Annotated in this window: 16 protein-coding genes and 1 riboswitch; of the genes, 7 read left to right on the top strand and 9 right to left on the bottom strand. The window is 70.4% G+C overall.

The genetic code is table 11. The features are described from left to right. Nucleotides 1-2: 2 nt before the first annotated feature. Together OG792_RS26245 and OG792_RS26250 are read right to left on the bottom strand one after the other, a co-directional pair. Nucleotides 3-257, bottom strand: coding sequence for a MerR family transcriptional regulator (locus OG792_RS26245; RefSeq protein ID WP_329111432.1), 255 nt, complete (start codon nucleotides 255-257; stop codon nucleotides 3-5). 644 nt (nucleotides 258-901) lie between these two features. Next, nucleotides 902-1417 carry a DUF6328 family protein gene (locus tag OG792_RS26250; protein ID WP_329103270.1) on the bottom strand — a complete coding sequence of 172 codons (516 nt, stop codon included), beginning with the start codon at nucleotides 1415-1417 and terminating at the stop codon, nucleotides 902-904. A gap of 19 nt (nucleotides 1418-1436) precedes the next feature. On the opposite strand from OG792_RS26250, the gene OG792_RS26255 reads away from it, so the two are divergent. Continuing rightward, entirely contained in the window at nucleotides 1437-1922 is a 486-nt protein-coding gene (locus OG792_RS26255) for a DUF5753 domain-containing protein (RefSeq protein WP_329111433.1), read from the top strand. After that, the gene (locus OG792_RS26260) at nucleotides 1913-2101 is read left to right on the top strand and encodes a DUF397 domain-containing protein (RefSeq protein ID WP_329103272.1); all 189 of its coding nucleotides are present in this window, start codon (nucleotides 1913-1915) and stop codon (nucleotides 2099-2101) included. The genes OG792_RS26255 and OG792_RS26260 overlap by 10 nt, the downstream gene beginning before the upstream one ends. 22 nt (nucleotides 2102-2123) lie before the next feature. On the opposite strand, the gene OG792_RS26265 is transcribed toward OG792_RS26260, so the two are convergent. Next, the gene (locus tag OG792_RS26265) at nucleotides 2124-2537 is read right to left on the bottom strand and encodes a VOC family protein (RefSeq protein ID WP_329103273.1); all 414 of its coding nucleotides are present in this window, start codon (nucleotides 2535-2537) and stop codon (nucleotides 2124-2126) included. Between the two features lie 101 nt (nucleotides 2538-2638). On the opposite strand from OG792_RS26265, the gene OG792_RS26270 reads away from it, so the two are divergent. Further along, nucleotides 2639-3727 (top strand): serine/threonine protein phosphatase, encoded by a 1089-nt coding sequence (locus OG792_RS26270; RefSeq protein WP_329103275.1) that lies wholly within the window; start codon nucleotides 2639-2641, stop codon nucleotides 3725-3727. 51 nt (nucleotides 3728-3778) lie between these two features. On the opposite strand, the gene OG792_RS26275 is transcribed toward OG792_RS26270, so the two are convergent. The 5 genes from OG792_RS26275 to OG792_RS26295 form a co-directional block, all read right to left on the bottom strand. After that, nucleotides 3779-4819, bottom strand: coding sequence for a CU044_5270 family protein (locus tag OG792_RS26275; RefSeq protein ID WP_329103277.1), 1041 nt, complete (start codon nucleotides 4817-4819; stop codon nucleotides 3779-3781). An 11-nt stretch (nucleotides 4820-4830) separates the two neighbouring features. Next, entirely contained in the window at nucleotides 4831-5373 is a 543-nt protein-coding gene (locus OG792_RS26280) for an RNA polymerase sigma factor (protein WP_329103279.1), read from the bottom strand. Nucleotides 5374-5550: 177 nt separating this feature from the next. After that, entirely contained in the window at nucleotides 5551-5883 is a 333-nt protein-coding gene (locus OG792_RS26285; protein ID WP_329103280.1) for a hypothetical protein, read from the bottom strand. A 231-nt stretch (nucleotides 5884-6114) separates the two neighbouring features. Next, a complete protein-coding gene (locus OG792_RS26290; RefSeq protein WP_329103282.1) occupies nucleotides 6115-6861 on the bottom strand; it encodes a TIGR03943 family putative permease subunit in 747 nt (248 codons plus the stop codon). Continuing rightward, complete coding sequence (locus tag OG792_RS26295) at nucleotides 6861-7817, bottom strand: permease (protein WP_329111434.1); 957 nt, start codon at nucleotides 7815-7817, stop codon at nucleotides 6861-6863. The genes OG792_RS26290 and OG792_RS26295 overlap by 1 nt, the downstream gene beginning before the upstream one ends. 325 nt (nucleotides 7818-8142) lie before the next feature. Further along, nucleotides 8143-8249, top strand: a riboswitch (TPP riboswitch). A gap of 78 nt (nucleotides 8250-8327) precedes the next feature. On the opposite strand from OG792_RS26295, the gene OG792_RS26300 reads away from it, so the two are divergent. From OG792_RS26300 to OG792_RS26315, 4 genes are all read left to right on the top strand, one after another. Next, nucleotides 8328-8912, top strand: coding sequence for an ECF transporter S component (locus OG792_RS26300; protein WP_329103284.1), 585 nt, complete (start codon nucleotides 8328-8330; stop codon nucleotides 8910-8912). Between the two features lie 122 nt (nucleotides 8913-9034). Then, complete coding sequence (locus OG792_RS26305) at nucleotides 9035-10522, top strand: ABC transporter ATP-binding protein (protein WP_329103286.1); 1488 nt, start codon at nucleotides 9035-9037, stop codon at nucleotides 10520-10522. Continuing rightward, nucleotides 10519-11319, top strand: coding sequence for an energy-coupling factor transporter transmembrane component T family protein (locus tag OG792_RS26310; RefSeq protein WP_329103288.1), 801 nt, complete (start codon nucleotides 10519-10521; stop codon nucleotides 11317-11319). Before OG792_RS26305 ends, OG792_RS26310 begins: the two co-directional genes overlap by 4 nt. A gap of 43 nt (nucleotides 11320-11362) precedes the next feature. After that, complete coding sequence (locus OG792_RS26315; protein ID WP_329103289.1) at nucleotides 11363-12058, top strand: GNAT family N-acetyltransferase; 696 nt, start codon at nucleotides 11363-11365, stop codon at nucleotides 12056-12058. Here OG792_RS26315 and OG792_RS26320 read toward each other — a convergent pair. Further along, nucleotides 12039-12680 (bottom strand): hypothetical protein, encoded by a 642-nt coding sequence (locus OG792_RS26320; protein WP_329103291.1) that lies wholly within the window; start codon nucleotides 12678-12680, stop codon nucleotides 12039-12041. The genes OG792_RS26315 and OG792_RS26320 overlap by 20 nt on opposite strands. Between the last annotated feature and the right edge of the window lie 18 nt (nucleotides 12681-12698).

The following is a 12698-nucleotide window of genomic DNA, read 5'->3' on the forward strand; positions in this document are numbered from 1 at the left end:
GGTCAGTCGCGTTCGCGCAGCTCTTCGTTGATCCGCAGGGCTTCCTGGAGCTGGTCCTCCAGGATGATGATCCGGCAGGCCGCCTCCAGGGCGGTGCCCTGGTCGACCAGTTCGCGGGCGCGGGCGGCCAGGCGCAACTGGTAGCGGGAGTAGCGGCGGTGTCCGCCGGACGAGCGTTGCGGCTCGATCAGTTTCGCCTCGCCCAGGCTGCGCAGGAATCCCGGGGTGATCCCGAGCATCTCGGCGGCTCGACCCATGGTGTAGGCCGGGTAGTGCTCGTCGTCGAACGTCGCGTTCGGGTCTTGACCCACTGCACCTCCACGTCACGAGGGCCCCGGTGCCGAAGCACCGGGGCCCAGGGTCTTGGGTTGAACACCATTTACCGGCGCTGACGCCGATCTCTCGCGTGCGCACCGGCCGCCCGAAGCGGCTGACGGTACGCGGATCGCATAATCGTGACCGGAGACCACCTTTCTTACGATGGGACTACGGTGTCCGTCCGCGCGCAAGAGCGCAGCCGACGGGCGATCCAACGGTGTCTTGCCCTCCCCTTTCCTCTGATTCCTCTACTTACCTACTGTCGTTACTTCACTTACCTTGCTGTGCTTCACTTCCATGTCCGTCGCTGCCGGAGCCCCTCACAACCACCTGGCCCCATGCACTTTCGACGGCACTATCGAATCGGAACCCTGGTTACCTGCCTGGCCCCGACTCCCCTGCCGGTCGCGTCCTCGCGTGCCGGTCAGCTCGTCCGCGTCTTCGTTGTTCGTGCTCTCTCGACACCAGGAACGTTACCCCGCCCGCCAGCAAATATCTACCTCATCCGGGATAGTTTTTATAGTGAGTTCAGCTCAGCTCTGAGGCATCGGCCGGTGACGCTCCGCAACCGTGACCGAGCCGGTCAACTCCCCGGCAGCACCTTCGGCTCGTCGTCCTCCACCGCCTCGTCGTCCTCGTCGTCGTCCTCGCCCCACTTGCGGCGCAGGAACGGCAGCCCGGCCCAGAAGGTCAGGAACCAGACGGCGGTCAACCCGCTGAGCAGGAACGCGATCGGGCGGGCCAGGACGAAGTCGGTGATCAGCAGCACCGAACTGACCATCGCGATCAGCATGAAACCCAGCCCACCGGTGGCCATGCTGTGCGCGAAGAGCACCAGTTCGGGCTTGCGCCCCTGCCGGAACAGCGCCCGGTGGAACGCCACCGGCGAGATGATCAGCGCGGTCGCGGCGGCGGCGGCGAGCAGCGCCACCACGTACACGTCCTTCTGGAACTGGCTGGTGTCCGGAAAGCCGTTACTGAAAGGGAGCGTGAGCAGGAACGCGAACAGGATCTGCACGCCGGTCTGCGCGACCCGTAACTCCTGGAGTAGATCGGCGAAGTTGCGCTGCCAGCGCTGCTTCTCGGTCTCCTTGGACACCCGGGCCCACCTCTCGTTCATGTTTGGTTGCGGCCAGGTTTGCCCGGCAGGGGTTTGCACCAAACATGAGCGCGGTTCACCGACGAGGGCCGCCGCGCCGGCCGCTGCGCGAATGGAACGGCAGTCGATCCTGACCCGTGAGGAACCGGCGCAGCTCATCGCCGTCCTGGATCAGGCGACCCTCCACCGGCGGGTAGGCGATGGCAGGGTGATGGCCGAGCAACTCGACCATCTGGTCACCCTGGCCGAGCTACCGCACGTCGGCATCCACGTGGTGCCGTACGAGGTCGGCGTACACGTCGGGTTGAACGGCCCGTTCCTGCTCGCCGGATTCGACGACGGCGGCTGGGTGGCCTACCTGGATACCCAGCTCCGAGGTCAAATCGTGAGCCACCACGAGGACATTGCGACTCTCCAGGAGACATGGGAGCGTATTCGGAGCGAGGCACTGCCCCACCGGCAGTCCGTCAACCTGATCAAGCAAGTGGCACAGACATGGAGCTGACCGGCGCGACCTGGCGCACGTCCACCCGCTCGTCCAACGGTGGCGACACGTGCGTCGAGGTGGCCGACAACCTGCCCGGCATCGTCGGCGTACGCGACAGCAAAGACCGCCAGGGACCCGTACTCACCTTCGACGCCCCGGCGTGGCAGGCGTTCGTCGGCACGGTCAAGGAACGCTGACGGCGGTGCCCGGCCGGGCGGCTCAGCCCTGTGGCTGCCCGATGTTGACCATCCAGGCGACGCCGAACCGGTCCGTGCCGGCACCGTACTCGTCGCCCCACACCTGCTTCGCCAGCGGAACCGACACGTTGCCGCCGTCGGACAGCATTTCCCAGTAGCCACGGAGTTCGTCGGCGTCGTCCCCGCTCAGGCTCACCACGACGTTGTCCCCCCGGTTGTACGCCATTCCGGGCGGGGTGTCGGCGCCCATGATGGTGTACCCGCTAGCGGTTTCCAACTGGCCGTGCATGATCTTGTCCGCGTCCTCCGGGCCGGCGGCCCCGAACTCGCCGAACGTGGTCAGGCTCAGGTCGCCGCCGAAAACGAGGCGATAGAACTCCATCGCCTGCCGTGCGTTGCCGTCGAAGCTGATGTACGGGTTGAGACGAGAGACCACCGGAACCTCCGTGCGGCGTGACCTGGATGACGATCGCAGGCTAACCCCCGTAGAAAATTCCGGGGACGATATCGATCGATCCGACTCCATAAACTTCCGGCATGTCCCGTACCGCGCGGCTGCGCAGTCATTCGGTGGTGTCCACCGCCCTGGCCCTCCTCAGTGACCGACAACTCGGCAGACTGGTGGACGAGGCGCCGCCCCTGGGCGCCGGCATCGGGGGCGCCGCGGTGGCGCTGGAGATAGCGGGCGTTCCGGTCTTCGCCAAGCGCGTACCCCTGACCGACCTGGAACGCCAGCCGGGCAACGTCAGGTCGACCGCCAACATGTTCGGCCTGCCCACCGCCTGCCAGTACGGCGTCGGCGGGCCGGGCTTCGGCGTGTGGCGGGAACTGGCCGCGAACGTCATGACCACCAACTGGGTGCTCGGCGGGCAGAGCGAGAGTTTCCCGCTGATGTACCACTGGCGGGTACTGCCGGGGGCGGTGCCGACACCCGAGGAACACGCCGACGTGGAGGGCGCGGTCGCGTACTGGGGTGGGCTGTCTGCCGTACGGGAAAGGATTCTGGCCGCCGCCCGGTCGACCGCGACCGTGGTGCTCTTCCTCGAACACCTGCCGCAGACCCTGCACGAATGGCTGACCGAACAGGTCGCCCTCGGCACCGACGCGATCGAGGCCGCCTGCGTCATGGTGGAACGGCAACTGATCGCCGACGTCGCGTTCATGAACGCGAACGGGTTGACGCACTTCGACGCCCACTTCCGGAACATCCTTACCGACGGCCGGCGGCTCTACCTCGCCGACTTCGGCCTGGCGACCTCGCCCCGGTTCGACCTCTCCCCCGCCGAGCGGGACTTTCTCGCCGCCAATTCGAGCCACGACGCCGCCTACGCCGTCACGACGCTGGTCAACTGGCTGGTCACCGCGCTGATCGGCGCGGTCGGTCCGAGGCCGTTCACCGCCCGGGAACGCAACGAGCTGGTCCGCCGGTACGCCGCTGGCGAGGAGCCGCCGAATCTGCCGCCGGCCGCCGCCGCGATCATCCGGCGGTACGCCCCGGTCGGCACCGCGCTGAACGAGTTCTACTGGCACCTGCACGGGACCAGCCGGGCCACCCCGTACCCGGCGGACGAGATCGAACGGGTCATCGGTGCGGTCGGATCCGAACTCCGACCCGTCGGCACGTGACCGGACCGAGGGCACCGGGCCACCGGTGAGCGGTGGCCCGGTGCCGGAGGGTCAGCCGGTGGTGTGGGTCCGGCCGGTGTCGAGGATCATCGCGTATGTGCTGATCCGCAACAAAGGTTCGAGCGTCAGCACTTCGTGCGCGGCCAGCTCGCCGGTCGTCGGGTTGAAAACGAGCAGGTGCTGCTGACCGCTGGCGCGGTCATCGAAGGTGATCGCCAGGCCCGCCCGCCCGGCCCGGTCGGTCACCTCACCCCGCCAGACAAAACCGGGTACGTCGGCGAGCACCCGCAGAATCTCCGCGCGGGTCCCACGCGGGACGACATAACGCTCGTACACCCTCGTGGTCTCCAGGCTCGCCCAACCCGCGCCGTGCCCGACCCTGAGCAGGTCGGACAGGCCGGCGCGGTCCGACGGCAGCGGCCGGATGATCGCCGGTGGCAGTACCTCGGAGCTGGAGGACGGGAACTCCTTCGACGGGCGCGGATTGTTGGTCCAGGAGTCGCGGGACGCCTCGTCCGGGAACTCCGGATCGAAGAACGTCCGGATCTGCCGACCGGTCCCGTCGGCTGCCTGCCAGGTTTTGAGCTCGTAGGCCGGGCCTATCACGTAGGGGCCGCCGCTTCTCGGCGGACCCCCCGCTGTCGCCATCATCATCGGAATGCCCCACATCCTGGAGGAGTGGTAGGCGTACCGGCCGACGCTGTTCTCGTACGGTGCGTCCCGCAACCGCCCGGCCAGGGCCAGCAGTTCGGCGGCGGCCGGTCTGGTCCCCTCCGGGAACTGGTACGCGATCGGCACCAGCACCGGCCCGGCCGGATTCGCGCCGGGGCGGCCCATGGCGTTCGGCACTTCCAGGGGCTCGTCGCGGGAGGTGTAGACGACGGTTCCGGCGGCGGCCAGGGCGACCGCCGCGCCCGCCGCGAGCACCAGTCGCCGGGTCGGACGGGCGGGCAGGCGGGTGTCGACCGGTTCCGGCGCCGCCTCGGCGAGCACGATCAGGTCGTGCGCCGACAGCCGGGGCGGTGCGACGGCGCCGGGCCGGGCCGGGTCCGCCGGGCCGAGCAGGGTACGGATCTGCTGTTCTCCGAACATCACGGTTCCTCTCAGGACCGGGCCGGCGCCGGCCGGGCCGCCGGCCGGGCCGTCCGGGCGGTGATCGCGGCGGTCAGTCGTCCACGGGCGCGGTGCAGCCGCACCGCAGCGGTCGTACGGGTACAGCCGAGGACCCGCGCCGCCTCGGACACGGTCAGCTCCTCCCAGCCGACCAGGCGGAGAATCTCCTGGTCGAGATCGGTGAGAGTGGACAACGCGGTACGGAGATCGGTGACCGCGACGGTCGCCTCGGGCCCCGCCGAAACCGGTTCCCACAGCCGCTCCACATCCCCGATCGGCAGTACGTCCGGCGCCGCCCGACGGGCCCGCCAGTGGTTCGCCAACAGCCGCCGGGCCACCCCGTACAGCCAGGGCAGGGTGTGGTCGGGCACCTCGGCGCGGCGCCGCCAGGCGATCACGAAGACCTCCTGGGCCAACTCGGCCGACGCCTCCGGATCGCCGAGCCGGCGCTGGCCGTAGCGCACGATGTGGGGGTACTGGTCGGCGTAGATGCCGGTGAACCAGTTTTCGTCGCGTCTGCGTGGTGGACCCATCCGAACTCCCAACTCGTCGGCGACCTTCACCCTGTTCTGTGTCGCCGCCGACGAGATGATTACCGCGCGCTGGTGCTCGTACGACCCCGAAGAACGTGGACCCCGGGCGTCGGTGACGCCCGGGGTCCAGCCTGTCCGACGCGTCAGATCAACGCCTCGGCCAACACACGATCGTCCTCACCCGCCGCCGAACGCTCTGTCCCACCGTTCCAACCATTCTTCGGCCGGGCCGGCGAGGGCCGGGAACCGTTCGCGTACGGAGGCGGCCAACTCCACCAGTTCGGCGCGGGAATCGGCCGGGAAGACCTCGTCCAGCCCGAGCGCCACCGCCACCCGGTACTCGTCGTCGAGGGTGAGCCACTTCCTCGCGACCGCCAGGATCTTGTCCCCCTCCGGGGCCAGGTACCACGACAGCGACATGAAGGTTCCGGAGAACGCCTGTGGCGGCAAATCGTCCGCCCTCCTGTCCACCAGGTAATTCATGACGTCTTCCATGTCCATGTCGCTCACCCGCCTCCATGCCGATCATCGCCTCCGATACACCCGTGAAAGCCATGTCCGGTGGCTCAGATCACCGGACATTTACCCGACCGATAATAGGCGTTGATCGATATTTGTACGGGGTCGTCAAGGCGACACGAAGTTCGCCTGATTAATCCCTAGATATCGATCATCAGCTATTTCTATGGTTGCGGCCGATTGGCGGGGGACGTGGTGGTGCACAACCGGCACCGACCACACTCACTCGTACGGTTGCTTCGGCGCCTCAACCTGGCGCCACGACTCCACCATGAGATACGGGATGTCCTCGTCGTTGACCGGGTCCTTGCCAACCCGGTCGGAATAGCGGCCCACCACGTCGACCCAGGTGTCCGGGGCCAGGCCGGTCGGCGGGTCGCCGGTCAGCCCCAGCTTGATCGGCCGACCGTCGGCGGCACAGCAGGACAGGATCATGCGGGCCAGGATCGGCTCACCGTCGGCGCCGGTGGCGACAAAGCCGGTCAGCTGCACCCGCCGGTCACCGAGCGACGCTCCCCTGTCGAAGATCGCACGGGAGGCGTAGTCGAGCACCGGAATCCGAACCGGGTCCCCGTCGGGCAGCGGCGGATAGTCCGACAACGGCTGGCTGCCGAGCGCCGTACCGGCCTGGCCCGCCGCGTACGAGCCGAGGGCCGGCGGGGCGACCAGCAGCAGGCCGAGCACCGGCAGGATGAGCAGCCAGCCGACCCGCGGCTCATGGTGGCCCTTGCCACCGTGGTCGTGCCCGTGATCGTCGTCGTGCTCCTGCTCGCCCCCGGCCCTGCGTCGGGCCGGGCGCAGGTCGTACACCAGGGTCATCACCGCGACCGCGATCAGCAGCAACGCGGACCCGATCAGGAAGGGTTGCAGCCCCTCCTTGACATAACGCAGGTACAGGTCGGAGAGGCTGGCCTTGAGCACCGCCCCGCCGAGCAGCAGCAACACGACCGCCTGTGCCTGTCGGTTCATCAGAGCACCACCGCTCCCACTCCCACCGCCGCCAGTACGGCAATCGCGAACGTCGCCGGAGCGAACCGGAACGCGAACCGCCGACCGAAGACACCGGCCTGCATCGAGATCAGTTTGAGGTCGACCATCGGCCCGACGACCAGGAACACCAGCCGGGAGGTGAGCGAGAACTGGGACAGCGACGCGGCCACGAAGGCATCCGCCTCCGAGCAGATCGACAGCAGCACCGCCAGGACCGCCAACGCCAGCACCGACAAAATCGGATTGTCGGCCAGCGTCTGCAACCAGCGCTCCGGAACCAGCACGTTGATACAGGCCGCCGCCATCGCCCCGAGCACCAGGAACCCGCCCGCGTGCACCACGTCATGCCGTACGGCCGAGAAGAACGCGCGCCCCTTCGACACCCCGTCGAGGTCGGGGCGGTGCGGCAACCGGATCCAGTCGGCCCGGCCCAGCCGCAGCCAGAGCCAACCCATCACCATCGCCACGATCAGGCTGGCCACACCCCGACCGACCACCATCTCCGGATTCTGCGGAAAGGCGACAGCGGTGGCGGTGAGCACTATCGGATTGATCGCCGGGGCGGCGAGCAGGAACGCCAGCGCGGCGGCCGGGGTGACGCCCCGGCGGATCAGCGACCCGGCGATCGGCACCGCGCCGCACTCGCAACCGGGCAGGATCACGCCCGCACAGCTCGCCACCGGCACGGCCAGCGCCGGATGCTTCGGCAACGCCTTCGCCCAGAACGACCGGGGCACGAAAACCGCGATCACCGCACTGAGCACGACACCGAAGACCAGGAACGGCACCGCCTGCACCAACACCGAGACGAAGACCGTCGTCCAGGTCTGCAACCGGGGACCGGAGATCGCGTCGGCGACCGGGTCACGGAAGACGACCAGCAGGATGAGCAGCACGGCGAGCACCTCGACCGAGCCGATCCTGTCCCCGAACAGGCGCCGCCGGGGCGGGTTGTCGCGAGCTGTGGGCGTACCGCCGGGGGTGGTGGACCCACGGCCGGGACCGGTGGACGAACCGTGCTGGTGCGGACCCGCCGGGTCGCTGCCGGTGGCGGGCGGGATCGTCCAGTCGATCTCGTCGCCGGGTCCGGCGCGACGCTCGGTCGCGCGGTCGGAGGCGGTCACGGCGTCTCTGCTCTCCTCGCTCGGCCTGGTCCGATGGCAGCTCACCCTAACCCGAGTCCCGGTGTCGACCGCCACACCCGATCGATACGGCACTGTGCCGCGCCGCCGGTCGGTGCTAGCGTCGCCGAAACAACTTCACATCCGACAGGGGAGCGCACAGCGCTGAGAGTGCGGGATGACATCCGCAGACCCTCGAACCTGATCTGGGTAATGCCAGCGCAGGGAGTTCGGTCATGCTCCGGCCCGCGCCGGAGTCCGGCATTCTGCCGGCCGAGGCGTGCGACTTCTCCTGGTTCACTTCGAGAACTGGGAGGCAACACCATGGAAGGCTCCACCAACAACCGCTGGCGTACCGTCGACATCGTCATCGCGTCGACCCTCGGCGTGGCGTTCGGCGTCATCTTCTGGGCCTGGGGCCTGCTCTGGAACGGCCCGGCGGACGCCATTCCGCTGCCCGGTCGAGCCGTCATCTACGGGGTGTGGCTGGTGCCGGCCGTCCTGGGCGCACTGGTGATCCGCAAGCCGGGCGCCGCCTTCTACACCCTGACCCTGGCCGCACTGGTCTCGGTGGCCCTCGGCACCAGCTGGGGTTGGACACTCGTGGTGCAGGGGCCACTCGAAGCGGCCGCCGCGGAGCTGGCCTTCGCGCTCTTCGCCTACCGGGTGTACCGGCTGCCGGTGTCACTGCTGGCCGCCGCGCTGGCCGGGCTCGCCGCCGCGATCTACGACATCGTCGTCTGGTACCCCGGAACCGCGTGGGGCAGCTTCCGCCTGCCGTACCTCGCCCTGACCACGGTCAGCTCCCTGGTCGTCGCCGGCCTCGGCAGCATCGCCCTCACCCGAGCCCTGGCCAACACCGGCGCCCTGGACCGCTTCCCCGCCGGCCGCACCCGCACCCCCATCTAACCCCCACCCCACCCCCACCCGGCCCGCCGGCCCACATCGTTGATCATGAAGTTAGCGCAAGTTTGATCTCTATTTCGGTCGCTAACTTCATGATCAACGCGCACAAAGGAGAGTGAGAGGGGGTGGGGGCGGTTAGGGGGGTTGAGGTTCGGGGGTTTGGGTGGCGGCATGCGGGGCGGAAGCGGTGGGCGGTGCGGGGGGTCGATCTGCGGGTTGAGCGCGGGGAGCGGGTGTTGTTGCTCGGGGCCTCGGGGGCGGGAAAGAGCACGTTGCTGGCCGCGCTCGCCGGGCTGTTGGCCGAGGACTCCGGGGAGCAGGAGGGGCGGATCGAGGTCGACGGCAGCGATCCGCGTACGGCGCGGGAGCGGGTCGGGATCCTCTTCCAGGACCCGGAGAGTCAACTGGTGATGGCGCGGGCCGGGGACGACGTCGCGTTCGGGTTGGAGAACCGGGGGGTGGCGGCCGGCGAGATCTGGGCGCGGGTCGACCAGGCGCTGCACCGGGTCGGCTTCCCCTACGGGCGGGACCGGTCCACCGCCGCCCTCTCCGGCGGTGAGCAGCAACGACTCGCCCTGGCCGGCGTACTCGCGCTCCGGCCCGGACTGCTCCTGCTCGACGAGCCCACCGCCAACCTCGACCCGGCCGGCGCCAACCTGGTCCGGGCCGCCATCGGTGCGGCGGTCGACCGGGACACCACCCTGATCCTGGTCGAACACCGGATCGCCGAGGCACTGCCGCTGGTCGACCGGGTGGTGGTGCTGGAACCGGGCGGCGGCGTGCGTGCCGACGGCACCCCGGACGAGGTCTTCGCGGCACACGGTGACAGCCTCGCCGACGCCGGGGTCTGGGTGCCCGGCCGGTCGGTGCGCGCCCGACCGGCGGCCACCGCCGCGGGCGAGGGGTTGCTCACCGCCGACCGGCTCGGCCTACCACCCCGGCTGGCCCCGACCGATCTGACCGTACGCTCCGGCGAGGCGGTTGCCGTACTCGGGCGCAACGGGGTCGGCAAGACCACCCTGGCGCTGCAACTCGGCGGGCTGATGAAACCGGGTACGGGTCGACTCACCGCCACTGCCGCCCTGGCCGGAGCCGACGCCGCCACACCACCGCACCGCTGGCGGGCCACGGCGCTCGTACGCCGGATCGGCTCGGTCTTCCAGTCCCCCGAACACCAGTTCCTCACCGGTACGGTCTTCGACGAACTGGCCCTCGGGCCACGCCGGACCGGCCACCCCGAAGCCGCCGTGCGCTCCACAGTGGATGAGTTGCTGACCCGGCTGCGACTGGACCGGCTCGCACGCGCGAACCCGTACACCCTGTCCGGTGGCGAGGCGCGGCGGCTGAGCGTGGCGACCGCGCTGGCCACGGCGCCCCGGCTGCTCGTACTGGACGAGCCGACCTTCGGCCAGGACCGGCGTACCTGGATCGAACTGGTCGACCTGCTCGCCGATCTGCGCGACGCCGGCCACGGCGTCGTCACCGTCACCCACGACGCCGACTTCGTCGCCGCGATCGCCGACCGGACCGTGACCCTGGCCGGCGCCACCGACCCGGCGGCCGGCCCCGTGCGCCGGGGAGCCGACGGTGTGCACCGGAAAGGGTCGGCGTGATCGTCACCGGGCCGGTCGGTACGGCGACGGCGCCGCTGGCCCGGCGCAACCCGGTCGCGAAACTCGCCGCCGCGCTGGTCTTCTCGTTCACGCTGGTCGCCACGATCGACCCGGTAGCGCCCGCCGTGGCCATCGCGATCGAACTCGCCGTGCTGCCGCTGTTCGGCGTCCGCTACGCCACCCTGGCCCGACGGGCCTGGCCGCTGCTGCTCAGCGCGCTCGGCGTCGTGTTCACGATGGTGCTGTTCGCCGCCGACCGGACCGGAACCCTGCTGCTCGACGCCGGCCCGGTCACGGTCACCACCGGGGTCCTCGCCTCGGCGTCGGGACTCGCGTTGCGCCTGGTGGCGGTGGCCCTGCCCGGCGTACTGGTGTTCGCGACCACCGACCCGACCGACCTGGCCGACGCGCTGATCCAGAACGCCAAGGCGCCGCCCCGGTTCGCGCTCGGCGCGCTGGCCGCGTTCCGGATGCTGCCGCTGCTCGCCGCCGAGTGGCAACTGCTGGGCATGGCGCGGCGGGCCCGGGGCGTGGACGCCGGGCGCAACCCGGTGGCTCGACTGCGGCTCTTCGCCGCCACCGCGTTCGCGCTGCTCGTCGGGGCGATCCGCCGGGGCACCCGGTTGGCCACCGCGATGGACGCCCGCGGTTTCGACGCCGGCACCCCGCGTACGGTCGCCCGACGGCAGCGGTTCACCGTCGCCGACACCGCACTGATCCTGGGTGCCGCCGTACTGGCCGGGGCGGCGCTGACGGTCAGCATCCTGCTCGGTACCTTCCAACCGCTGCTCGGCTGATCATCACCGGTCGGTGTCGCACCGCGGCTCGGGGAGGATTCCGATGACTTTCGTGTTGCGGGTACGGGCCACGGCGTCCACGCCCGCGCTGCTGCTGCGGCCCTGGATCGAGGCTGACGCCGAGGGGTTGGTCGAGGCGTACCGCGATCCGGTCCTGCGCCGGTGGACCCGGATGCCGGTGGCGCACGCCGGGGACGCGGCGCGCTGGCTGGCCCTACAGAGCGAGGGTTGGCGGAGCGGAAAGCGGCACAGCTTCGCCGTGCTGGCGGACGGGCCGGTGCAGGATGGGCCGGTGCAGGATGGGCCGGTGCAGGATGGGCCGGTGCAGGATGGGCCGGTGCAGGATGGGCCGGTGCAGGATGGGCCGGGGCGGGAGGAGCGGCCGGGGCGGTTGCTGGGGAATGTCGCGCTGAAGACGGTCGAGCCGGGCTCCGGGTCCGCCGAGGTCGGCTACTGGACGGCGGTCTACGCCCGTGGTCGGGGGATCGCACCGCTGGCGCTGACGGCGTTGACCGGCTGGGCCTTCGAGACCTTCGCACCGGCGGGCCTGACCCGCCTGGACCTGCTGCACCAGGTGGACAATGCCGCCTCGTGCCGGGTGGCGGAGAAGGCCGGGTACCGGTTCGAGCAGGTCCTGCCGGCCCGGCCGCCGTTCCCCAACGACGGTCACGTGCACGTCCGGCACCACGCCCCAGCCGATGCCGGACCGGTGGCACCGGTCACTTCGACTGCGCGGTGACCCTGGTGGCGGTGACCGTGCCGGCGGAGTTCGGTCCGTCGACGGTGACGGTGTCACCGGCCCGGAGGTCGCTGAGCGAACCGGACCGGGCGATCGCCACGGCGGTGTCGGCGCCGGTCCGTACCGTGATCACGGTGCCGTCGGCGGTCTGTAGGTAGACGGTGGTGCCGTCGACGAGTTTCACGGTGCCGGTGGTGCTCTGCGCCGTACCGGTCTCGGTGTCGGCACCAGCGGCGGTTCCCGTAGCGCCGGGGCGGCCGGCGGCGCCGGGGAAACCGGGGAAGCCGGCCGCGCCGCGCTGGGCACCCCGGCCGGTCGCGGCCGCCGGACCGGTTCCGGCCGGATTACCGTACGACTTCTGCACCTGCACGCCACCGGCGAAGCCGCCGATCAGCAGCACCGCCGCACCGAGGTAAAGCGTTGCCCGGTTCCACCAGCGGCGACCCGCCACGGCGGCCAGCTCACCGGCGAGGTCGTCGTCGGGTCCCGCCCCGGCCGGCGGGGCACCCGGTCCGGCGGCCACGGGCGGCGGACCGACCACGGTCGGGGCGTCCGCCGACAGGTCGCGGTGCACACCGGGTACGTCCGGCGACCGGCGGCCCCACCGCGCTGCTCTCGTCATGGCTGCTCCCCCGGAGGT

The sequence above is a fragment of the Micromonospora sp. NBC_01699 genome (assembly GCF_036250065.1).
Classification (GTDB): domain Bacteria; phylum Actinomycetota; class Actinomycetes; order Mycobacteriales; family Micromonosporaceae; genus Micromonospora_G.

Excerpts from the sequence above, each read along its gene's own strand:
- OG792_RS26300 (WP_329103284.1), top strand. The coding sequence starts at position 8,328 with ATGGAAGGCTCCACCAACAACCGCTGGCGTACCGTCGACATCGTCATC.
- OG792_RS26255 (WP_329111433.1), top strand. The coding sequence starts at position 1,437 with ATGTTTGGTTGCGGCCAGGTTTGCCCGGCAGGGGTTTGCACCAAACAT.
- OG792_RS26260 (WP_329103272.1), top strand. The coding sequence starts at position 1,913 with ATGGAGCTGACCGGCGCGACCTGGCGCACGTCCACCCGCTCGTCCAAC.
- OG792_RS26290 (WP_329103282.1), bottom strand. The coding sequence starts at position 6,861 with ATGAACCGACAGGCACAGGCGGTCGTGTTGCTGCTGCTCGGCGGGGCG.
- OG792_RS26280 (WP_329103279.1), bottom strand. The coding sequence starts at position 5,373 with ATGGGTCCACCACGCAGACGCGACGAAAACTGGTTCACCGGCATCTAC.
- OG792_RS26270 (WP_329103275.1), top strand. The coding sequence starts at position 2,639 with ATGTCCCGTACCGCGCGGCTGCGCAGTCATTCGGTGGTGTCCACCGCC.
- OG792_RS26315 (WP_329103289.1), top strand. The coding sequence starts at position 11,363 with ATGACTTTCGTGTTGCGGGTACGGGCCACGGCGTCCACGCCCGCGCTG.
- OG792_RS26275 (WP_329103277.1), bottom strand. The coding sequence starts at position 4,819 with ATGTTCGGAGAACAGCAGATCCGTACCCTGCTCGGCCCGGCGGACCCG.
- OG792_RS26245 (WP_329111432.1), bottom strand. The coding sequence starts at position 257 with ATGGGTCGAGCCGCCGAGATGCTCGGGATCACCCCGGGATTCCTGCGC.
- OG792_RS26320 (WP_329103291.1), bottom strand. The coding sequence starts at position 12,680 with ATGACGAGAGCAGCGCGGTGGGGCCGCCGGTCGCCGGACGTACCCGGT.